This is a genomic window from Pseudomonas sp. BBP2017, from assembly GCF_003024385.1.
Taxonomy (GTDB): domain Bacteria; phylum Pseudomonadota; class Gammaproteobacteria; order Pseudomonadales; family Pseudomonadaceae; genus Aquipseudomonas.
Map to the genome: position 1 here is coordinate 478,459 of NZ_PVZN01000001.1, position 19,702 is coordinate 498,160.

The 19,702-nt window shown below is 54.0% G+C and carries 20 protein-coding genes; 8 read left to right on the plus strand and 12 right to left on the minus strand.

Going from position 1 to position 19,702, the window contains the following annotated elements; all coding sequences use genetic code 11:
* Positions 1 to 7: 7 nt before the first annotated feature.
* Positions 8 to 2,863 carry an AAA family ATPase gene (locus C6382_RS02180; protein ID WP_107022896.1) on the minus strand — a complete coding sequence of 952 codons (2,856 nt, stop codon included), beginning with the start codon at positions 2,861 to 2,863 and terminating at the stop codon, positions 8 to 10.
* Between the two features lie 83 nt (positions 2,864 to 2,946).
* A complete protein-coding gene (locus C6382_RS02185; protein WP_107022897.1) occupies positions 2,947 to 3,192 on the minus strand; it encodes a hypothetical protein in 246 nt (81 codons plus the stop codon).
* 202 nt (positions 3,193 to 3,394) lie between these two features.
* Here C6382_RS02185 and C6382_RS02190 point away from each other — a divergent pair, with 202 nt between their 5' ends.
* Both C6382_RS02190 and C6382_RS23845 read left to right on the plus strand, forming a co-directional pair.
* A complete protein-coding gene (locus C6382_RS02190; protein WP_256588905.1) occupies positions 3,395 to 3,790 on the plus strand; it encodes a helix-turn-helix domain-containing protein in 396 nt (131 codons plus the stop codon).
* A gap of 133 nt (positions 3,791 to 3,923) precedes the next feature.
* A complete protein-coding gene (locus C6382_RS23845) occupies positions 3,924 to 4,106 on the plus strand; it encodes a hypothetical protein (RefSeq protein WP_146146883.1) in 183 nt (60 codons plus the stop codon).
* A gap of 285 nt (positions 4,107 to 4,391) precedes the next feature.
* Here the strand turns inward: C6382_RS23845 and C6382_RS02200 are convergent, their stop codons facing one another.
* The 4 genes from C6382_RS02200 to C6382_RS02215 all read right to left on the minus strand — a co-directional run bounded on the left by C6382_RS02200 (position 4,392) and on the right by C6382_RS02215 (position 7,470).
* Positions 4,392 to 4,754 (minus strand): histone-like nucleoid-structuring protein, MvaT/MvaU family, encoded by a 363-nt coding sequence (locus tag C6382_RS02200; protein WP_107022899.1) that lies wholly within the window; start codon positions 4,752 to 4,754, stop codon positions 4,392 to 4,394.
* A 109-nt stretch (positions 4,755 to 4,863) separates the two neighbouring features.
* Positions 4,864 to 5,484: a hypothetical protein gene (locus C6382_RS02205; protein WP_256588906.1), complete on the minus strand. Its 621-nt coding sequence runs from the start codon at positions 5,482 to 5,484 to the stop codon at positions 4,864 to 4,866.
* A gap of 96 nt (positions 5,485 to 5,580) precedes the next feature.
* The gene (locus tag C6382_RS02210; protein WP_256588907.1) at positions 5,581 to 6,804 is read right to left on the minus strand and encodes a DUF4427 domain-containing protein; all 1,224 of its coding nucleotides are present in this window, start codon (positions 6,802 to 6,804) and stop codon (positions 5,581 to 5,583) included.
* Between the two features lie 456 nt (positions 6,805 to 7,260).
* On the minus strand, positions 7,261 to 7,470 hold the full coding sequence (locus C6382_RS02215; RefSeq protein WP_107022900.1) for a hypothetical protein: 210 nt from the start codon (positions 7,468 to 7,470) through the stop codon (positions 7,261 to 7,263).
* A 762-nt stretch (positions 7,471 to 8,232) separates the two neighbouring features.
* Between C6382_RS02215 and C6382_RS02220 the strand changes: the two genes are divergently transcribed.
* The 3 genes from C6382_RS02220 to C6382_RS02230 all read left to right on the plus strand — a co-directional run bounded on the left by C6382_RS02220 (position 8,233) and on the right by C6382_RS02230 (position 12,746).
* Positions 8,233 to 10,659, plus strand: coding sequence for a UvrD-helicase domain-containing protein (locus C6382_RS02220; RefSeq protein WP_107022901.1), 2,427 nt, complete (start codon positions 8,233 to 8,235; stop codon positions 10,657 to 10,659).
* A gap of 228 nt (positions 10,660 to 10,887) precedes the next feature.
* Positions 10,888 to 11,544 (plus strand): hypothetical protein, encoded by a 657-nt coding sequence (locus tag C6382_RS02225; RefSeq protein ID WP_107022902.1) that lies wholly within the window; start codon positions 10,888 to 10,890, stop codon positions 11,542 to 11,544.
* Positions 11,541 to 12,746 (plus strand): XRE family transcriptional regulator, encoded by a 1,206-nt coding sequence (locus C6382_RS02230; protein WP_107022903.1) that lies wholly within the window; start codon positions 11,541 to 11,543, stop codon positions 12,744 to 12,746. Before C6382_RS02225 ends, C6382_RS02230 begins: the two co-directional genes overlap by 4 nt.
* Positions 12,747 to 13,083: 337 nt before the next feature.
* On the opposite strand, the gene C6382_RS02235 is transcribed toward C6382_RS02230, so the two are convergent.
* A complete protein-coding gene (locus tag C6382_RS02235) occupies positions 13,084 to 13,989 on the minus strand; it encodes a hypothetical protein (RefSeq protein WP_107022904.1) in 906 nt (301 codons plus the stop codon).
* 577 nt (positions 13,990 to 14,566) lie between these two features.
* Here C6382_RS02235 and C6382_RS24115 point away from each other — a divergent pair.
* On the plus strand, positions 14,567 to 14,737 hold the full coding sequence (locus tag C6382_RS24115) for a hypothetical protein (RefSeq protein WP_178082730.1): 171 nt from the start codon (positions 14,567 to 14,569) through the stop codon (positions 14,735 to 14,737).
* A gap of 1 nt (position 14,738) precedes the next feature.
* Entirely contained in the window at positions 14,739 to 15,401 is a 663-nt protein-coding gene (locus tag C6382_RS02240; RefSeq protein WP_256588908.1) for a hypothetical protein, read from the plus strand.
* A gap of 111 nt (positions 15,402 to 15,512) precedes the next feature.
* Here C6382_RS02240 and C6382_RS02245 read toward each other — a convergent pair whose 3' ends face one another.
* The 5 genes from C6382_RS02245 to C6382_RS02265 form a co-directional block, all read right to left on the minus strand.
* On the minus strand, positions 15,513 to 15,947 hold the full coding sequence (locus C6382_RS02245) for an RES family NAD+ phosphorylase (RefSeq protein WP_256588909.1): 435 nt from the start codon (positions 15,945 to 15,947) through the stop codon (positions 15,513 to 15,515).
* A gap of 138 nt (positions 15,948 to 16,085) precedes the next feature.
* On the minus strand, positions 16,086 to 16,391 hold the full coding sequence (locus C6382_RS02250; protein WP_107022905.1) for a hypothetical protein: 306 nt from the start codon (positions 16,389 to 16,391) through the stop codon (positions 16,086 to 16,088).
* A gap of 447 nt (positions 16,392 to 16,838) precedes the next feature.
* Entirely contained in the window at positions 16,839 to 17,570 is a 732-nt protein-coding gene (locus C6382_RS02255; RefSeq protein WP_107022906.1) for a hypothetical protein, read from the minus strand.
* A 174-nt stretch (positions 17,571 to 17,744) separates the two neighbouring features.
* A complete protein-coding gene (locus tag C6382_RS02260) occupies positions 17,745 to 17,948 on the minus strand; it encodes an MbcA/ParS/Xre antitoxin family protein (RefSeq protein ID WP_256588910.1) in 204 nt (67 codons plus the stop codon).
* Positions 17,949 to 18,010: 62 nt separating this feature from the next.
* Positions 18,011 to 18,409 carry a hypothetical protein gene (locus tag C6382_RS02265; RefSeq protein ID WP_146146884.1) on the minus strand — a complete coding sequence of 133 codons (399 nt, stop codon included), beginning with the start codon at positions 18,407 to 18,409 and terminating at the stop codon, positions 18,011 to 18,013.
* A 775-nt stretch (positions 18,410 to 19,184) separates the two neighbouring features.
* Between C6382_RS02265 and C6382_RS02275 the strand changes: the two genes are divergently transcribed.
* The gene (locus C6382_RS02275; protein WP_158262095.1) at positions 19,185 to 19,625 is read left to right on the plus strand and encodes a transcriptional regulator; all 441 of its coding nucleotides are present in this window, start codon (positions 19,185 to 19,187) and stop codon (positions 19,623 to 19,625) included.
* The last annotated feature ends 77 nt before the right edge of the window (positions 19,626 to 19,702 follow it).

Sequence of the window (19,702 nt, forward strand, 5' to 3'; positions counted from 1 at the left end):
CAGCGGGTCAACCGGCTGCCCCACTAGCCTGGTCGCGCTGGGCAGCACTTAGCAGGCAACGCTCGATGAACTGAAGCTCCTGGCCAAGCTCTTCAGCACGCTTTTCCAGCGCGCTCAACGCCGCTTGGTGCTCCTTCTGCACATGCTCCGGCGCCTTGACGAGCCCTGGCAGCTTCCTCCTACCTTTCTCGATCTTGTCGTTCACCTCGGTAAGGAACTTCTCCCCTGACTCCTTTTTCCTGGCCGTGAAGAGCTGGCACTCCAGGAAGCGGATAGCATCGTAGATGCGCAAGACCTCGCCACTGGTCTTGGCGTGCACGAAGTTCAGGCTGCCCTCGTCGAAGGCGTGATGCTCCTGGTTCTGTCCACCCCAGTTGACCAAGTCATTCTTGATGAAATTGAAGTACGACAGGTCGTAGTCAATGAATGGTTCAATCAGCGAGAACGTGTGCTCCAGGCTGACCTGCAGGTACATGCTCTTCTTGAGCTGCGACTTGTTGAAGTTCGCCGTGACTGTGACGCCGTTTTCGATGCAGAACTCAAGCACCATGGATTCGAACCAGATACGACAGTACAGCAACGCCTGGCGGACGTCGAACACCGAAAGCGCCACGTACACCTTCTTCTGGAAGCCACCCGCGTGATCAATCACAACGATGCCCTTGTTCGTGTAGCTGAGCACATGACTGGCGTGCTGGTCGCATTGTGGGTGACGGTCGGCGATGATGCAGAAGCGCTCCCAGAACAGACGGTCATGGGTGGTGACCACCATTTGAATCCGGCGCAGGTAGGCATCGCTGAAGAACAGGTCGATGATGTTTGATCGGTGCTCGGTGTCGATCGCATTGACGACGTCATCGAAGACGATGAGCGGGAAATTGTTTTTTTCAGCCATGGCCAAGAGAATGGACAGGCCCAACGCCCTCAGATGCCCTTCACTAAGCACAGAAAACGCATCGAGCAGTGACCCGTCCACGTTGGTGATCTTGATGCGATAGCTATCCGCCTGCCGGTCGAAGCTCAACGACGCGATCTGCTCATGGTCATCGTCGTGGTTGTTGATCGCGCGGTAGTACTCGGCAGCCTTGGCTTCGATCCCGGTGATTCGCGTTTTCTCCAGCTCAAGCTTGTAATCCAGCAGGTCGCGGTACAGGGTTCGGTACTCAGCTTCCAGATCCTTGAGCAACTGGTTGAAGTGGCTGTTGTCGACTGCATCGTTGAGCAATGTCGCTTTCTGCTTGATCAGGTCTGCCATCTGGTCGTTGGCGACCTTGAACTCGCGTATCGCCAGTTTTTTGCTGTCGAACTGCTGCTTCAGCGATTCATCAATTGCTTTGAGCTGCGTCACCCGAGCTTCAAGGCGAGCTGCCTGGGCCTCTGCCTGGCCAACCTCCCGACGCTTGCGCTCACAGGTACGTAGGTAAACTTCGATCTGCTCTGCACTCTCCGTGCAGAGCTTCAGAAACGAATCGAGAACGGACGGCGCCACTTCCGAGCGATCAGTAGCGGCATGAAATTCTGCAAGCACCGCTTCCAACGCGTCCGTTTTCAGCGGGCAAGGCACGTCGACATGCTCATTGCCTTTCACCGCGCTGATTCCGCTTGCGACTCGTGAAGCCCAGAGCGCAATCCGGGCGTCATTTCGCTGCCTGAACTGCTTAAGGGACTCCAATTCACTCAGCGCCCTGATCTGGTCTCGCGCCCTTTCAAACGGATTTACCACCACCCGGTCGAGAGGCGTCAGGCATGCGGGACAGCTATCCGCAACCTGCAACTGCTCGATAGCCTCCAAAGCCTCGAAGACTGCGCGATAGTTGACGTCGCTGGCCCTCTGCATGAATACCTTCTCAATATCGGCTCTGCGGTGGAGCAAGCGCTGGGCGATGGCACAGATGCGCTTCACCTGCTCAAGCGGTATAGAGAACGGTGCCTTGGCGGCTCGCAGGCGCTCGGCGCCACGAATATGCATTTCTACCGTCTTACGCAACCGCAAGACCTTTGGACGAACGTCGAAGTCTTGGTCGGCCCTCAGCCCCAGCAGCCTACAACTCTCTGAGATCGATGTTTGTAAGTCTGCCCTGTGCTTACGCCGCAGTTGACTCAGGTTGACTCGGGTGCGCTCTAGGGCCTCCAGTGCCTCAGCCTGGTCGGCACGCATGAAGGCTTTGAGCGAGAAGCTTTCAGGCCGGACAAACCGAGAAATGACCTCCTGGAGTTCCTCCAAGCCAAACAAGGTGGCCAGGACATCACTCTCGGCGCTGCCCGTATCCTTGGAGCCCAAGAGTGAGAATTCTTGAAGACGGTTCCGGTCTATGAAGCAGCCCGACCAGCTGATGCTTCGCTTGACTGGTAGCTTGTCCGTACCCATCAGCATGAGCTTGGGCTTGTCCGCTCCCCGTGCGATGTACTGATTGACCTTGGTCTTGCGCCTGGCCGCTTCTTTGATATCGCCAGTCGTGCCGATTTCCAGCGCCTCGCACAACGATGATTTGCCGCCGCCATTGGGTGCATAGAAGATGTTCTTCAGCTTGCTGAAGCGAATGAACGTGCCTGTGTCGTCAGGGCCAAACTCTCCGAAGCCTCGGAAGTTTTTCACGCGAAGGTAGTCCAACGTACCAAGGCCGGAAGGCGGTATCCGATCCAGTTCCGGCTTGTTTTCGAGAACCTTTTTGAAGCGCGCAGCGATACGTTGATAGTTGCGACCCAGCAACTGATCAGCCGCCGACGTGATGTGCGCCTTGATATGGTCGGAGTAGCGTCCCTTGGCCTGATTGGCCTGGTACATACACCAAAGCAGGGCAAGGTATGCGTCAGTACGCCCTTCAAGATTCTGCCTGGCAAAACTCAAAAGGTACTGACTCATTGCGCCTCCTCCCTGATGCGCATGATCGTAGCCGGACTGAAATCAGAAAGCCATTACCACCAAACAGGTGCCGAGGGCTTTCGCTAGTGTTGCGCGCTGCCAATCTGCAGCCGGTATCTCGCCTGGTTCAACTCGGCTTCTGTATGCCGAAGCTCGTCCTTGAGCTCCGTCCACATCAAAACCAGGGTGGCGATCTTTTCACGGGAGGCCGTCAACTCCTCCCCCATCACCGCCAGCTCGTTCTCAAGCAGAAGGCACTGCTGCCGCAGCAACTCCTCCTGCGAGAAGAAGACAAAGCGGTCGTCGACGGTCTCGTCTAGGTTGTTCATAGCGCTCGTAACCGCAAGGAGTACAAATGTTCTCCTCGCAAGCTTAGCGAGATATACTGTATGCATCAACAGTATCTCGACGTATCGCTGCGCGTCACCTACCGGCACGCCATCGCTAGCCCGCGTGATAGAGTGCAGGCCGCTCTGGCAGCGGGTTCGGCGTGGAGGTCACTGAAGACAAGCTCAAACGGAGGAACGGTCTATGTCACTGAAGTCGTCGTTCGCCACGGTACTGAAGACGCTTCGCAGCAAGCGAAATATCTCGCAGCGGGACTTTGGAGATACCAGCAGGACGTTCCTCTCCAAGCTGGAAGGCGCTCGATCCAGCCTTACGTTGGACAAGCTTGACCAGGTCAGCCAGCGGTTGGAGCTGAGCCCATTGACGTTGCTGACGCTCACCTTGAGCCTGGAAGCCGGCAAACCTGCTGTCGAACTCATCGACCACCTTCGCTCAGAAATTGAAGGCCTGGAGCGCGATGGAGGTCTGCCAGGACTGGAGCACGCAACCCGAGGCATCGCTGCCCGCGCGCCGCGCAGATCGCAAAATCCTCAGGATACGCAGACCTTGCAGGCGGAACTCTGCTTCACGGCATCCTGAACCACCAACACATAGCGCATTTAAATGCGCCGGCACGCGTCATTGACCCAGCTTCAGCGCATTAAATTCCACTGCCGTTATGACATGGCTTGAAATTCTGCATTGCAAGATTCAATGCCTGCTCGTTCTATCCATGAACCTGCAGAACAATGTTCGCAACGCGAGGGCATGCCGCTCGAAGGGCATAGATGGGAAAGAGATGACACTGGAAGAACGCAAGGCCTACATTCAGGCCGTGGCCGATGAGGTTGCACAGGGCAAGCTGACACGCTCGGCGGCGTCGTTAAACGTCTTCGTGAAAACCAGCTGGGCATGAGCCAGTAGCGGTTTGCCATGGCCGGCATAATTTCAAAACGGGCCTTGGCGCAGCTGGAGGCGGATAACGGGAATCCGACGCTCTCGACTTTGGAAACCGTACTCAACAAGTTCGGTCAAACGATCAGCTTGTCTCACTTGAACCCGGCGGAACTCAATGCCGCGATCGCTCTGAGAAGAAAAACAGGACTTGCCTTTGCTGCCCCAGCGCACCCTCCTTACTCGCCGTCAGACAAATAAACTTGCCCGACGGGTCGTTCGGTTTTCGCGCTGTGACGATCAGCGATCACGAAACCCAGGATTCCACTACATCCGACCCGTACTGGGCTTTCCACTCCTTGAGCAGCTTGTGATTGCCGCCTTTGGTTTCAATGATTTCGCCATTATTTGGGTTTTTGTACTGCTTGATTTGCCGGGCACGACGTGGCGTTTTCTCAGCGACAGCCGGAGCAGCGCGACGATTGGATTGTGGATCCAGAATGTTAATGATGTCACGCAGGCTGAAGCCATATTTATTAAGCAAATCGCGAAGCTTCTCTTCGAATTCAATTTCTTTCTTTAGCTCCGAGCTGCCTTTAAGCTGCTCAAGCTCAGCCAACTGCTGGGCGAGCTTTTGCTCAAGCTGGCGAAACTCTGCTAGACGGGACATTTCAGCACCTTAATACGTTGATGTAATGAAAATACTAACCTACTCCACTGAATCAATGTAACTTCTTTCTTCACTTAAAAAGTTATTAATGCGAATGACAAAGTAAGGCTTAATATCCTCGTGCCTTCCTCTCAAGCTCGTCGAGTCGCACCACCACGCGTTTGAGCTCTTCGTCTCTGCTCCACTCATCAGGCGCAGGCTGCTCGTGTGGTAACCCCGCAAACGAGGCCAGCTTTTTGATAATATCAGCTACCTGTAGCCCCAACTTGGCATAGCCGTGCTGCCTGTGCCAGAAAAACTCAGGATGATCCGGTGGGCTATAGTCGTATTCATAGATCGCGCTCAGCTTGCCATGGAGTTTGTCTTGCTGATCAGGGATCCGAATGATCGCGTACATCAAATTCTTCGGCAGCAATCGCCAATCGATATCCATGCCCAATGGGTTGAACGTGGGTAGCGGCTTGACGGTATCCCATTGGCCATTCTCTCCTGATGGCTGTCCGTGGATTGTCCCATCGTCACACGCGACTTCCAGGCATTCGGTAGCCAAGCGATCGAGATGGGATATCAAGATGATGCCGGCATACGAAATATCTCGCTTTCTGTTCTGCCGTTGAGCCCACCATTCTTTCGTCAGGATGAAGAAATTACCCAACAGAACGCCAGCGATACCCGCCCCTGCGCCGATGATGGCCGAAACGTTTCCTGAATCCACAGACAATTCCCCCATGCTGGTTTTCGCCGTGGCTACAGTATGTGTTCGGCTGATGACAGCGCAACAGACCCTGACCGGATTACGCGTCCATCCATAGTCACAACGCGGCCTTCAAGCGTCACTCGCTTCTCCCCTAATGTAGTAATACCCACCGTCAAGCCCGCCACAGTAGGCTGGGTCGTCATCTGGGCATTGCGAATTCAGCACGCTGAAGTAGGTGCTTTTGATCCCATGCTTTTGCTCCAACTCCTTGGCGATTTCAAGGGCGATTTCCTCCCGTTCACGAAGATCTCGGCCAGGATCCAGTTCGTCCAAGGATGCAAGATAGCGGCCCATCTTGTTGACCTTGATTCGACCCGTCGTCACCAGGGCTCTGACGTAGCGATGGGTATTGTCCTCAAACCAGAGCCAACAGCCTCCACGTTCATGAACTGGCCCCTTCAAACGCGAACTGCCATGTATCAACACGCAAGACGAAAAGTCGAGCGTTGAAACGTGCGCCTCTAAGCTGCTCATCCATAGAGGAGCGTCCCAATCCATGCAGGAAGCAAGGACAGTCTCTTCAATTTTATCTTTGCTAATACCTTCAGCGTTTGCGGCTAGCTTGTCACAAACTAGGATGTGACTGAAGTGCTGGCAAGACACTATTTTGCGATCTATTAGGGTCAGTATGTCGTACCGAACTTCACGAGCCGTTTTCATATCTGGGACGACTACTCCTATCCCTGACCATTTCTTCACCTGAAGCTTGAGACCAGGAGTCGTGTTCCCTTCAAATCCGTTGGCCTCGATTTTCTCGATGCAACGCTGATAGTTTCCCGGGTACGTCCATCGCCAATCTGAGCATTTGGACATGTACCTAGATGGCCTGAGCCCCCCAGACTTCGCCATCTCCCGCAGTTCCATCAAACGCGCGCACAACGTGTCCATGTCTTCTGGATCAGCCTGCTCACATGGTTCAAATCGCTGAATGCCGCATTTCATGGCAGTTCTCAACGGAAAAGTGAGCGCATATTGAGTGACCACCCCATCCTGCGGCCTCGCCCCCTCACGCAAATCGATCAGTTCAGCAGGTTTAAAATCCGTGAAGGACACCGCTGCCTTTGGGCCGAGGATCGTTCGCTTCCCCTCTTGAACACCGTACGTGGCCCACACGTGATGAAAGCGCAAGGCATAGCGGAGCAGAAAACCAGCAGACCACTGATCGTCGTCATTCAAGCAGTTGGGGGGAAATGCCTCAGGTATGAATTCCGGGCACGACCGTCCCTTCAGATCGACATCTCGAAAGAAGTGAGCCAGACGGGAACAGAACATCAGATCGATTTTCTTCGACATGTCGTAGATCTCCATTTCTGAAGACGGTAAGGCCTAGCCCTCAAGAATTAAGGTGTAGGTCTCGCCAACTACCGTGCCCTGTGAAAATAGACGCGAAAGTGCTACGACGCAAGGTCAGATAACTAAAAAATTAACTCAATCAAAAACAACTTTCGAGTAATGCATATATTGACCACTAAACTCCACGCCCTCATTGAAAATATACCTACAGACCAACAAATAAAAATCTTTTAAAACCCATCACTTCGGATACTAAGAAAGCAAAACCACATCTAAAATAATCTAGAAAAAATGGCAAACACATTAAACTAGCTATAACTTCCTAACAGAAAGCCAACCAAAACATGAAGAACCAGAACTACCCAAAATTTGTGAAAGTTTAGGCTCCATCTGGCGTTAGACGGTCTAGATGAGAGTCATCAAGATAGCTTCATGCGCGGGGAATGAATGGCGCTCTCAATGAAGTGTTGCGCTAGGGCAGCCCAACACTCGTAGCTGGTATTCGGATACCGCTTTCCAAAGCGCTTCGGCCTCAAGCCTCAGACGCTCTACCTCATCGCCTGGCAGATCTGTCGCCACGGCATCGTGGTAGCGCTTAAGGGCATCCAGCGCACTGGTCATGAGCGGATTGCCCGCCTCCAAGATAGCGAACGCTTCCTTTTTCATTCGCATGCCCTCCGGCCCATGACGCTGCGCCAACCTTGTTACTGAAGGAGTGATTTCACTTTCGAGCTGAGAGTTGTAACGACGACCACGCCCAGGGCACGGCACCTCCAAGGCCCGTCTCGTCTGCGAGAGTTCGAGATGGGTTGTGGGCACCCTGAAGTCACATCACAATGCCACTCTAGATGGCGTTACGCATCTTCACAACCTTCGGGTTTGCGCTTAGCAACCTGACGTGTAGCGCATGCCCTATTTACTCAGGAAGGAAGTGCACCGGGCGCCAAGCGTTGGTACCGGTGCTGGTACCAGATGCTCACAAAACTCTCTCCCCCTTGGTGGACTCGATGGCTTCCATCGTCAGCGCACGCTCTGAACATTTCCGCTGCCAGCATTGAGATTCACACGCGAAAAGGCACTGAGAGCGTTGAGTGGACAGCGATCAGTCATCGCCCCAAGAGGTCTCCCATTTGGTTTCTGCACATGGCATCCATCAGCACGCCACGCGGAACCTCATGCCTTTACTTTCGCACAGAGCAGCAACGAGATGCCGCCTGGGAAGCGCTCACAAGAGCTTGGTACAACCCACGAATTACTACAGCCCAAACTCACCTAAAGGCTTTCGAAGAGGCTCTGCTGAGCGAACGCTACCTCCGGACGTCCAGATGGGAGCCTTACAGACTGCATGCTCTGTCATGGGCAAGCGCGTGCCCTCCTGCCCCACCTAAAGGCCTTCTCACACTTGAGCAGCAAAACCACCTGGCCCAGATGAGGGATCTCACTCAGCATCCCGAGAAATGGCTTGAGAAATCCCGTGACGCCTACGTTACTCAGGCCCTGATCGACCATCACGACTTGTTCGAAGTTGTCGAAAGTGATCCGCTGACCACTGACCAGCGCAAGGCTTGTGTAATCGATGAAGACAACAACCTCATCCTCGCCGGCGCCGGTACCGGCAAGACCAGTACTGTAATTGGACGGGTCGCTTTTTTGGTTAACAGTGGGCAGGCCAAGCCCGAGGAAATTCTACTCCTAGCGTACGGCAAGAAAGCCGCCAAAGAGCTGAGAGAACGACTGAAGAGCAAGCTTGGCATTGAGGGCATCACAGCGGAAACCTTCCACCGACTGGGGCGATGCATAGTGATGGAGGCTGAAAAGAAGAAGATTGCCATCAGCCCCATGGCGACCGACAAGAAGCTGAAAGAAAATTTCGTCGAAACCGTTTTCAAAGCCAAGCAGCACGAACCCGCATACCGAGAGCTACTGCTGAGCTACTTTGAGCAGTGGCTGTACCCAGTGCGCAACCCTTTCGACTTCAACTCACTGGGCGAATACTACCGGTTCCTGGAAGACAATGAGGTTCGCACGCTGAAGGGGGAGGCAGTCAAAGGCTTTGGCGAGTGCGACATCGCGAATTTCCTGTTCAGAAATGGCATTGAATACAAGTACGAGGCCATCTACGACAGCGCGATACGCCTGCAGGCCCGTGGTGCCTACTGCCCCGACTTTTATCTCCCGGAGTTTGGGATCTACATCGAACACTTCGGCACGGATCGCCAGGGCGATACCGCCCCCTACATTGATCGAACCCAATACCACAGCGACATGGGGTGGAAACGCGAGGTTCACAAGCTGGGTGGTACGACGCTGATCGAAACCTTCCACTATGAAAAGCAGGAAGGCGAGTTGCTGAAGGTGCTGGAGCAACGTCTGGTCAACGCAGGTGTAGTATTCAATCCGCTGCCCCCAGAGGCCGTGCTTGAGACCCTCCGTGAATTCGGAATCATCAGCAAATTTTCGCTGATTTTGACAGACATGCTCGGCTTGCTCAGAGCGGCGAACCTCAATGATCAAGAGCTAGCGGACTTGATCGCTCGATCCGCCGATCCACTGCAGATCAGCGCAGCCCTTACCCTCCTCGCCCCTATTGTCGAGGCGTACGTGGAAGCGCTTAAGGCAGAAGGGAAAATGGACTTTGATGACATGATCAGCAAAGCCAACCAGTATGTCCTCGACGGCGGCTTTAGAAGCCCATGGAAATTCATTGTCGTTGATGAGTTTCAAGATATCGCCAAATCTCGAACCGACCTGGTGCAGGCACTGCGTAAATGCCAAGACAACGTCTCACTGTTTTGCGTAGGCGATGATTGGCAGTCCATCTTCAGGTTCACTGGGAGTGACATCAGCTACACCGCCGATTTCGAGAGAATCTTCGGCGCCACCAAGTCCAGTGAGCTCAAGAAAACATTCCGCTTCAACAGCATGATTGGTGCAGTGGCCAGTCGCTTCGTCATGCAAAATGACCGGCAAATCACCAAGGACATAAAGTCCCATACCGTCGTGGATACACCGACCGTGTCGTTGCTTAGAGCTCCTCTGGGGGAAGACTCCGCCAAAGCTGAGACGATTGAACACACGTTAGAACGCATCAGCCAAACCGCGAAGCCAAACTCCTCGGTTTACTTCCTTGCGAGGTTCAAGTTTGACTTGCCCGACCTCGAACCTCTGGCAAGCCAGTACCCCAACCTCACGTTCAAAAAAGATTCAATCCACAGCTCCAAAGGCAAAGAGGCGGACTACGTCATAATCCTAGGCCTGGCAAAGGGCAAGTACGGACTGCCCTCAGAGATCGTGACTCATCCCCTTATCGAAGCTCTGCAGCCAAAAGTAGAACCCTACCCTCACGCTGAAGAGCGCCGACTGTTCTATGTGGCGTTGACGCGCGCAAAGCACCGCGTCTACCTGCTGTGCGACATGATGCGCTGTTCCCCCTTCGTACGAGAGCTGATTGAGGGCAAATATCCTCTGGAGCTTGAGGAGTTCGAAGCCGCCCCCGAACAGGTCAATGCACTCGCGGCCAACTGTCCAGTGTGCACCCAGGGCAATCTGGTTAACCGGGTAAGAAAATCTGACAGGGCCCCATTCATTGGTTGCTCGAACTTCCCTCAATGCACCCACAGAGAGAGCGGTTGTCCGTCATGTAAGGCACCGATGACCCGATCAGGACGGTATCGCCTCTGCGTGTCGCCAAGCTGTGATGGTTGGGTTGCTGTCTGCCCCAAAACGGGTGGGAAGATGGTTTTCCGCGACAAAGTAAACAAATGGGGATGCTCGCATTACAAGGGCGTGGAAAATGGATCTTGCAGGCACATGGAGGGGCACATTGAAGCCCCACCGATCAAGCCAGGCATCTGAGTAGTTGCAGAGAACAGCCACTGCTCGTCGCGGGCACTGCGATCCTCTCAGGTGGTAGCTCTGCCCCTGGTATAGCAAGTGGGCAGCCTCGTTGGATGCCATGCCCTGCGCATTCTGCATAGCGCTCCCTTTACCTAGCGTTTTGGATGCAGTAATCATACAAATATTCTGCTCATACGAAATTTTTTGGATGTATAATCCCGCCACCCGAAACCCGAGTATCTCGATATGATCCAAACCCGCCAACCCACCATTCCCGAGTTATTGATCCAGCATGTCCCTCGAAACTTGGTCATGGGTACCGAGGATGCCTTTGAGGTAGGCGCGCTCCGCGCCTATTTGGCTACAAAGGACATGGACGACAATCACCGGAAGAATGCGCTGGGACAGATGCGGGCCTTCCATATGAACGAGTTCTTTGAAGAGACGTTACGTGCCGCCGACGCCGTCCATACACCCCTAAAAGGGAATGGCGTTGTTCTGGGCCACGCAGGCATCTTCAAATTCGGTCGAGTGAACATGTCCTCCACCCTATGGAACAACGTCCGGCGCGGCGCCATCCGCCGACAGCTTGCAGAGGCAAATCAGGCCATGACGCAGCTGGTACAGCCATCGCTGTTCGCTCCGGAACCTATCACCTCAGGCACGTTCTTTTTCGTGGCATGTTTCAGCGGCTCACTCACCCAACAGCCTGAAAAACCTCTGGAGATTCACATCGCGGTGCCCGATTCGGAAATGAAGGGTTGGCTTTTCCGAGAGCCGTTGAGTAAGTTCCTGGCTCGATACGACGAAGCACCTCAGCAAGTCGACTTGGCGATGCCGAAGCTCAAAACAGGTCTGCTCGAAACGGGCCTACTCGAAACAGGACAAGACACAGAATCATGAGTCGTGGAATCACAGGGTTTGAGCCGGGGCGGCTTGTACAAGCACTCGCGGCTCGCGGGCTTTCTCAAGTCGCGCTGGCAAGCATGGTGGGGGTCTCCCCTGCCACGATAAGCAAGTGGAAAAGCGGGCAGCAATTTCCCGAGGCTGAAGCCTTAAGCAACCTATCCAAGGTCATCAATGTTACACCGGAGTGGTTCACTCGCCCTTTACCTGAGAAGTGCTCCCTCCCCTTGTTCCGAAGCAATGCCTCGGCGCATGCCAGCGCCCGAACGATGCTTGAAGCCCGCCTCGAATGGGCGCAAGACATCGCATTAGCCCTCGGTGAGTTCGTGGACTTCCCCGAAGTGAACCTGCCAAAGCGCACATTCACTGATCCTGAACAGATCACCAGTGCCGATATCGAAGAAGCTGCCGATGAATGTAGGGAGCTTTGGGGGCTCGGTCGACGTGCGATCCCTGACCTGGCAATGGCGGTTGAGGGTGCCGGCGTTATCTTGGTGCGCGAAGAGACTGGCGTTGCAACCATCGAGGGACTGTCGGCGTGGAGTCAGGTGCTGAACCGTCCGCTTGTGCTGCTTTCCGCTGACAAGCAAAACGGCTTCCGCAGCCGCTTCGACTTAGCTCACGAACTTGGTCACTTAATCCTGCACAAAGGAATTGAGCGGTCGACTGACCCTGTTCGCCACAAAATGATGGAAGACCAAGCGCACCGTTTCGCAGGAGCCTTCTTGCTCCCAGCCGAGACATTCGCTGCGGAAGTCAGGAGCCCAGTCACCCTAGACAGCCTCCTGCTGCTCAAACAGCGCTGGGGCGTTTCTGTGGCTGCAATGGTCATGCGCTTGTGGGCATTGAAGGTGATCGATGATGACGCGAAAGGCCTACTCTTCAAGCGCCGCTCTGCTCGTTGGGGCGTGAAAGCCGAGCCCGGTGATGACGGTCGCGCACCTGAGCAAACGCGTCTTCTGAGACGTACTATTGAGCTGCTGGCCTCTTCGGGCGTCCTACCAGTGAACGGAGTCGCTGCCTACATTGGCTTGGCTGCAACGGACATCGAGATGCTGACAGGCTTGCCGAATCGCTACCTCAGTGGGAATGCCGAAGTGGTGCACTTGGCCAAGCTCAAGGGTAACGGCAGCCCCATGACTGTTGCGCACAAAACGCAGGATGCGGGAGTTGTGGTTCCTTTCAGTCGCGGCAAATGATTTTCGCGGAGGCCAAGCAGTTTGGCCTTCCTCGACTTCTGACATCCTTAGTAGCTGATCACCTGCCAAGTGGACGACGCATGCCGCTCCAAGGATTTCCAAGCCTGCCGACCACCTTAACGAACTTGCGCCCAGCCGCTTTGGTTGAGAATTCAAGTAAAGCGGAAAACTGACCGGATCCGAGTCCAGGAAGCTGCGGGACACCTTTGACCTGCGAGAACAAGAGCTTAAAGCTGCATAGGGGCAACTGACGCACAGGCAGCCACGCTCGTGAAATACTCACTATCTACTGCTGTAGTCAGATGGCAGGACAACCTTACGGACATCCAGCCAATTTTTAGCCTGGTAAGCCGGCCTTTTCCATTTGCGAGAGAATATGCTCTTTGAAGCGGCTCCGCCGGGTGGTGTCGTGCATACATGACTCGATGAGCCTCTCTGCGATGCGGGGAGTATTGTTCAGTACCTGCTTCACGATCTCCCTCATTTCACCCAATGGCCTGCCCTGTTGGGCAAGGTGTTTCTCAAGCTCCTTGCGGAACTTCGCCTTAGAAAACTGGGGCAACCCAACTCTCAGCGCGTCAGGTGCAAGCTGCATGAAGACCACCGGCCCAACAACTTCCAGTGCATGGTCGAACTCGTCGTAGCTAGAAATCTGAAGCTCGTCGTATCTCAGGGATTTGCCCCCATCGTTTATCAGCGATTTGTAGATGATTCGTGTCTCATCTTCGACGTCTGCGGTGCGCACCTCGTCCTTGTAACCGAAGTAAAACGCGAAGGGGAGCTTCTCTGCTACCTTGGCAACCGTCTTAACAAACGCAAATGAGTAGCAAAAACCTGCGATTACCGTTAGTTCGCCATGGGCTGTGTCCGTAATAGCCCGCAGATCTTGACCATATTCCTGCCAGCCAATGAAATCACCACTGGGCATGGCCAAGCCTTTCTGAACATCCCCATGGCCGTCGATGAAGACCAGCGGAAGCATCCCCTTTTTGCATGTATCCCGGATCTTGCTCATTGCAGCAGACCAATCGCCTCGATGTCTGCATAGCTCATGATGGACGTGAGATATGTCGTGTGTGATGTTCTGGGTCGACTGAGCGATCAGTGTGTCGCAGATCTCCTCGTGGCGAGTTCGAGCAGATTGCTTGTCGCGTTCGCCGAGGCAATCGATGAGAAAAATGGTGTTGGCGTCGGAGGCAATCGTTCGCTCGACATTAATCGTCGTCACTTCCATGGCGGTCATCGGAAATCCCCTCATAGGCCGGTTATGAGGCAAAGCTTGCCAGACTACATTCTTCGCACACCAGCCACACTTGCCCCTCTGACCACCCTTACTGATACCCTTGGTCTACTAGGTGATCGAACTGGCAGCGTTTCAGCCGCGTGCCGGAGGCTTGAGAAGTGCGAAGATCATTCGTGTACGCACTGATCTGCGAGCTGGAGTCACCTAACAATCCAGAAATCTACAGCATTGCGTACCATGAAGCAGGGATTGTGCCTGCCCGCCCGTTCAAGAATGCCACTTGAAGCGGTAATCATCGGCGACACGCCCCGCTGCAACCGTGATGGGCCAGGGTCGATCGGCATCCGAGGCTTCCACCTGGGTCACGCACGCTCAGGAGCGATTCATGATTTGAAACAATTCGCGTATCTTGCCGTCAATGCGCATGGTGGCAGGCGTTGATAAGTGATGACACTTCGCCTAATCTACCTGTGTCACAGCCACTGAACGGTCGTTTTCAGCGAGCACCACGCTCCTCCGCACCGTTGGTAGGCCGCAGGGGTTTGGTGTACAATGGCCCCTTGAATCAGGAGGATTTATGACTGCTTTCCTCAAAAATTTATTGGGTAAAAAAGACCTTGTGTCCAAGGTCTTGAAACGTCGCAGCTCTAACAAGGCCGTGAGCGCCTTTGCGCGCAGTCTGAGCACCGAGAGCGCCGCCACCATCAACGCTCGCTTCGCGAAGGTCAAGCGTGTGGCTTCTCGATAGAATGCGTAAGAAAGGCCCCAAAAAACCGCCTTCCAAGCACTTCCTGCCCCAACCCTCCACCAACGACGAAAAGTCGGTGGTGGAGCACAATGTCATGTACGAAAAGCTGGTCGACAACCCAGATGACATGGTTGGGCAACTCGCTTATTGCATGTACAAGCAGAGCAAGCAGCTGTATCTGCAGCAATTCGCGACGCGAAATCATCGGCAGCCCTCCGACGCTGAAGTCCGCAACCACGTCTATTGCGCAGAATTACCTGCCGTGGATATGTACAAAGACTCCGCCAACAAGCTGTTCAACGACTATCTGGCTGACGCTATCCAGGACAAGCTGGATGAGATGGAAAAGCGCTACAAAGCTGAGCTGTGGCTTTTCATCAAGCGACACAAACCTGAGTCGAAGTTCGAGCAGTTCCTGCATGGTTCCAAAGCGCTCTTCTTCGGAGGCGTAGGCGGTGTCGTAGGCAATGCACTCACAACCCTTATCGCCATCCTTCTTCTGTTCGGGGCGGCGTCTAGCGTTACCCGCGACGACTTCGCGCAGAGCACGAAAGAGCGGATCATTTCCGGCTTGGCCGAAACCTTCGGTGTCGGTATCTCAATCAGACCCGCACCGAAACCCGGATTGCCTGTCGAGTCAGCGTCAGCCACCCCTACACGCTAAGCGGCCCGGCTAAGCGCTTTCACCGTCTTGGGCCCTCTCTACGAGGGCCTTATTAATGGGACGGTACCTCACTGCATCGATAACGTGCTGACCGAGGCTTCCTTCCACATACTAGATGCGAGGGGCATCAAGTTGCCTTGGCCCCCGGACGCCACCGCTATCCTGGAACTCCCACTGCAATGCCGTTTCTACGTAAATGGCATGCGAGAACAGGGCTATGTTGCTTCCTGACGGATCCTGAACCGACTTGAAGATCACGCCGTCGATACGAGGCTCTATGCAGATGGCCAGGTATTCGGCGATGAACTGCGACACCAGATAGTTTCTCTCCGATCCGGGGAGAACCGGCGCAGTAATCATATCGTGCAGGTATTTTAGGAACTCTCTGCGCCCAGACTTCAGGAAGTAATCGGGATCGAAGACGCTCGGCTCGGGCCCAAGATCGGCTGCTTCGAATCGTTCGAAGTCCAGCATGCTGACGGGTTCAGTCAACCTGAACTCCCCACTGACGACAGTGCCACCGACCGGTGGCCGAAGCTCAGCCACACAGGCTTGAATCGCCCCGGACGTCCTGCGTTTTGCAGTTAAGCTCGGTTATTTAGGTTTCCCAGAATTCCAAAAGGCTTGGCTACACGAGCTTCAACTGAAGCTCAGCTCTCCGCTGGTAGACGGCAGCTAGATCGCCTATGGCGCTGCTGCAGTCGCTGGCTGCGTACCGATCAGCCCCTGAGCCACTGCGTCTGCTTTCGCATTGGCCTGGGCAACCTCCTGAGCGAGATCTACCGGCTTGGTGACGATCGCACTATTGATAGCTGCCCAAGCCTCGACCTCCGTTCTACTCTGCTGCACGCCCTGCCGCTCCAAAGCCTTCTTCATCAGGCCTGCCGCGACATCAGGCTCATACTCATTGGCCAGATCGGCATACTGGCTGTACTGGGCCACTAGGTTAGCCGTACCGCTGGGTTTGCTGGAACTTGAGTCATTCGCCATGACTGATCCTCCCTCACTGGATGCTGATTGGATGTTGGGTGGGTACCCCTGACCTGCAGGCAAATACACGCTTATCTTCCATCCTGCTTTTGAATGAACAGCCATGAAAAAACGGTCTGGGAGTAGCCACAAGGTAAGGGTAGCTAACACGCCCCTCAAGCGCTCCAGCACACGTCGAACGGTATGAACACACCTGTTCTTGCGAGCTTTACGTCTTCCAATCCAGCGTTCAGACACTCAAATCCAAATCTGCCCCTCCAAGATTTTCGCACTCGAAATCTCACACGGGGCGCCCAGCGTAGCTCAGTGTGTGGCTTGGGGGTGTAGATGATCGCCGCTACATCTCACCGCAAGCTGCCCAGAACAGGTTAGACGCGATGAACGTGGATGACCTTTTCTCAAGAGATCGGTAACCAAGGAGCGTACCTAATGATCAATGTGCCCGGCTCAACGAAGCACCCGAGGCCAGGTCGGACGAGAACGACTGGCACCCTTTTCCAACGCACGTGCCAGTTCATCGAGTGCATTACACAAGCGTTGATCCTCCTGTGCGTCGCCAGAACTGGGCTGTAACAGGCGAGAATATCTAATTAATTCTTCGATATGTTTAACGCTGAGCTCCAGTTCAATCAGCACCCTAACGTCAAGCGCAAACTCCTCAACTCGATCGAATAAAATAGGAATCACGCGAACCTCACTGAATCCCGCATTTCCCGGAGAACCTAGTAGGTATCCGTAACAAGCATTATTTTGAACTAGCACAACTATCAGTAATTTATTAAACTCTCGACTCCTACCCATAACCCAAGCCTCAAGGAGTTGCGGAGATCCGGTTGAATTGGCAATAAAATTATTTAGTTCCACCATCGACTTGGGCCATACGATTTGCGCCCATTCCGCATCAACAGAGAGAGGAACTAGCAAGCAATACCCTTCCCTTAAGCTCGCAATCATTTTATTGTGGTGGAGGGTAATACCTAACGGGTCGACTTCGTAATACGGCACGAAAAAGAGCGTACCGATCATTTGCTTACCGCCAGAGAAATTGGCCGCAACTCGAAATTCCGCTGCCCCATCAAACTGGGGAAGATCAACGCGAGCAGAGGCAAATTTCGGGTTTTCTGTAACTTGTCGATACCTCAGGCAAAAACGACCCCACTCTGCATACACATCCTTCATGTCGCCTCTCCGAAAATGATGAGCAGATTGAGTTCAATGGCACAGCGCTTAATGAAAGAAAATTTTTCCCGAATGGCCCCACTCAATAACTGCTATTGTGTGAAACGCGATTATATGGCTGGAATTACATATGGCTTAGAGCCGTAGAGCTAACCACATCGCAGCAAGGTTTGATTAACAGCCGTACCCGTGTTCAATTCGCTCAAGCACACTCTTCACTGCTTGATATCCAGCCTCATCGCGAGCACGCACCAACGCAGCAACACCACCGAATTCAGCCAGGGGACGAGCCAACCATGCATCGGCCTTGGCTTTGCTGCCAAACACCTGCTCGGCCTGATGCCGAATCAGCTCCTCAAAATTCATTTCTGTTTTCATGGAACATGATTCCCTCGCACCTTGCGCGTTCATCTCTTGGGCGAATAACCTATGGCTTGAATTCAGATATTTTCTAATGCCAGCAGTGCAGGAAGACTTACATATTTTCTTTTGCCGGGCCCGGCCAAAAAGAAACTTGTGTTCATACTCTCAAAAATATAGCTATCTAATACACGCTGAAAGCTAGAGCGTATTACACCTGCTCGGGAGCCTTCAGCCCTACTGTCGTACACCACGGTCTTGGCAAAGACTACTGTTGGCTGCAGCCCCTTCGCTCTAAGGTCATCCTCGACGTCACTTGGCAGCATTATGTCAAGCAGGAACCAATTCCTTACCACATAAAACGATCGGCCCTGATTATTTGCCCATGCAGTCTCCACGATAAGCTCGTCTGATTGGCCGTCCCCTTCCAAGGGAACGCCGTGTTCGGATAAAAGTTCTGCTACCAATGCTGCTTCCACTGTACCTACCTGACTCATCTTGGTGCGCTACATCTTCCATCGCTTCATTGCGGGGTATGTCGGGCTCAGTGGAGAGCGCCCTCGAACCAAGGGCTACCACCTTCCGGCGACCAGTCGCAAATTACATAGGTGCTGCCGTTTGCCGTCTGAAACAGGTGGTACGCACCACGCTCTATGCGCCTTCTCCATGGAGACGTTCGGATTACTGAACCATCCCGGAACCGGCCTCGGCTCTCGCAATAAACAATGCCAACCAAGCAATTAATTGTCTGATCGCACACAGCGCAGCAGAGGAAACCTGTTATTGCCATACCAAACTTCTCGGCCATCGCGCGTTCCACGCTACCTGGCACCAAGCCGGGTGCCGTTTCTACTGGCGACTGCTGGCTAGCCAAAAACTCAAATTTTCTGGCCATATCAGTGCACTTGATGAAAGGGCTAAACAGCCCTTTTCTGGTAATGCCTGTATTCACCCATGATGTCACCGACTAAAAAGACCAGATCAGAGTCTGTCGCTGGAGGGATGAAGGCTGAGAGTTCAGTGTGCCAATCGGAATAGACCAGAATTTTCATGAAGCTGCCCCCCCAGAGCTACCTGTTAGCTCAGTGCCGTCGATTAAGCGATATATTGAGATCATCCCTAGCCTGCAGAATGACGGGCGTCTTGCCCTAGCAGCTGCACAGCTCACCGCATTCGTTCCACTCATTTGACTATACGACATTGAGTGGAACCATGCAAACCGGGCATACAGTCGGAATTTACGGATACCCCCGAATGCTCAGGCAAGCGATCGCCGCAGCGTTGATCCACGTTCGTCAGCAACAGCAAGTGCTACTGACTGACCTTGAGGAAGGCGTAACCGCTTCACACCTCAGCCGCGTCGAGCGCGCCGAGCGTGGCGTAACGGTAGAAAAGCTCGATGAGATCGCTCGACAACTCGGTGTCCATCCCCTCACCCTGCTCGCGCTGGCTTACGGCGCAGATGAGGTTGTCCGCCCTACAGATCTCTTGAAGCAGGTGTCCAAAGAAGTGGCGACGCTGGGGGGATCGGTAGCGCCGCTTGTGATCAAACCTGAGACCCGAACACACTCCCGGGTGGCGGCGGCTAATGAGCGTCGTGAACAGGTGCAGCGCCTGAAGAGCCAAGGGTTGACCAAGGCTGAGGTGGCTCGGGAGCTTGGGGTTTCCAAGCAGACGGTTGGGAGGCACTGGTAACCATCCCTAGAGCTGTTCCTAGTGAGGTAGCCGGATACAAAAGGTCACTCGCTATGATCATTTCCGATGTGACGGCC

Bases quoted from the DNA above. Each gene is read 5' to 3' on its own strand.
- C6382_RS23845 (WP_146146883.1), top strand. From the start codon at position 3,924: ATGAACCTGCAGAACAATGTTCGCAACGCGAGGGCATGCCGCTCGAAG.
- C6382_RS02255 (WP_107022906.1), bottom strand. From the start codon at position 17,570: ATGAAGGATGTGTATGCAGAGTGGGGTCGTTTTTGCCTGAGGTATCGA.
- C6382_RS02230 (WP_107022903.1), top strand. From the start codon at position 11,541: ATGAGTCGTGGAATCACAGGGTTTGAGCCGGGGCGGCTTGTACAAGCA.
- C6382_RS24115 (WP_178082730.1), top strand. From the start codon at position 14,567: ATGACTGCTTTCCTCAAAAATTTATTGGGTAAAAAAGACCTTGTGTCC.
- C6382_RS02220 (WP_107022901.1), top strand. From the start codon at position 8,233: ATGAGGGATCTCACTCAGCATCCCGAGAAATGGCTTGAGAAATCCCGT.
- C6382_RS02225 (WP_107022902.1), top strand. From the start codon at position 10,888: ATGATCCAAACCCGCCAACCCACCATTCCCGAGTTATTGATCCAGCAT.
- C6382_RS02260 (WP_256588910.1), bottom strand. From the start codon at position 17,948: ATGAAAACAGAAATGAATTTTGAGGAGCTGATTCGGCATCAGGCCGAG.
- C6382_RS02180 (WP_107022896.1), bottom strand. From the start codon at position 2,863: ATGAGTCAGTACCTTTTGAGTTTTGCCAGGCAGAATCTTGAAGGGCGT.
- C6382_RS02205 (WP_256588906.1), bottom strand. From the start codon at position 5,484: ATGGGGGAATTGTCTGTGGATTCAGGAAACGTTTCGGCCATCATCGGC.
- C6382_RS02215 (WP_107022900.1), bottom strand. From the start codon at position 7,470: ATGAAAAAGGAAGCGTTCGCTATCTTGGAGGCGGGCAATCCGCTCATG.
- C6382_RS02275 (WP_158262095.1), top strand. From the start codon at position 19,185: ATGCTCAGGCAAGCGATCGCCGCAGCGTTGATCCACGTTCGTCAGCAA.
- C6382_RS02210 (WP_256588907.1), bottom strand. From the start codon at position 6,804: ATGTCGAAGAAAATCGATCTGATGTTCTGTTCCCGTCTGGCTCACTTC.
- C6382_RS02235 (WP_107022904.1), bottom strand. From the start codon at position 13,989: ATGACCGCCATGGAAGTGACGACGATTAATGTCGAGCGAACGATTGCC.
- C6382_RS02240 (WP_256588908.1), top strand. From the start codon at position 14,739: ATGCGTAAGAAAGGCCCCAAAAAACCGCCTTCCAAGCACTTCCTGCCC.
- C6382_RS02200 (WP_107022899.1), bottom strand. From the start codon at position 4,754: ATGTCCCGTCTAGCAGAGTTTCGCCAGCTTGAGCAAAAGCTCGCCCAG.
- C6382_RS02185 (WP_107022897.1), bottom strand. From the start codon at position 3,192: ATGAACAACCTAGACGAGACCGTCGACGACCGCTTTGTCTTCTTCTCG.
- C6382_RS02190 (WP_256588905.1), top strand. From the start codon at position 3,395: ATGTCACTGAAGTCGTCGTTCGCCACGGTACTGAAGACGCTTCGCAGC.
- C6382_RS02250 (WP_107022905.1), bottom strand. From the start codon at position 16,391: ATGGCGAATGACTCAAGTTCCAGCAAACCCAGCGGTACGGCTAACCTA.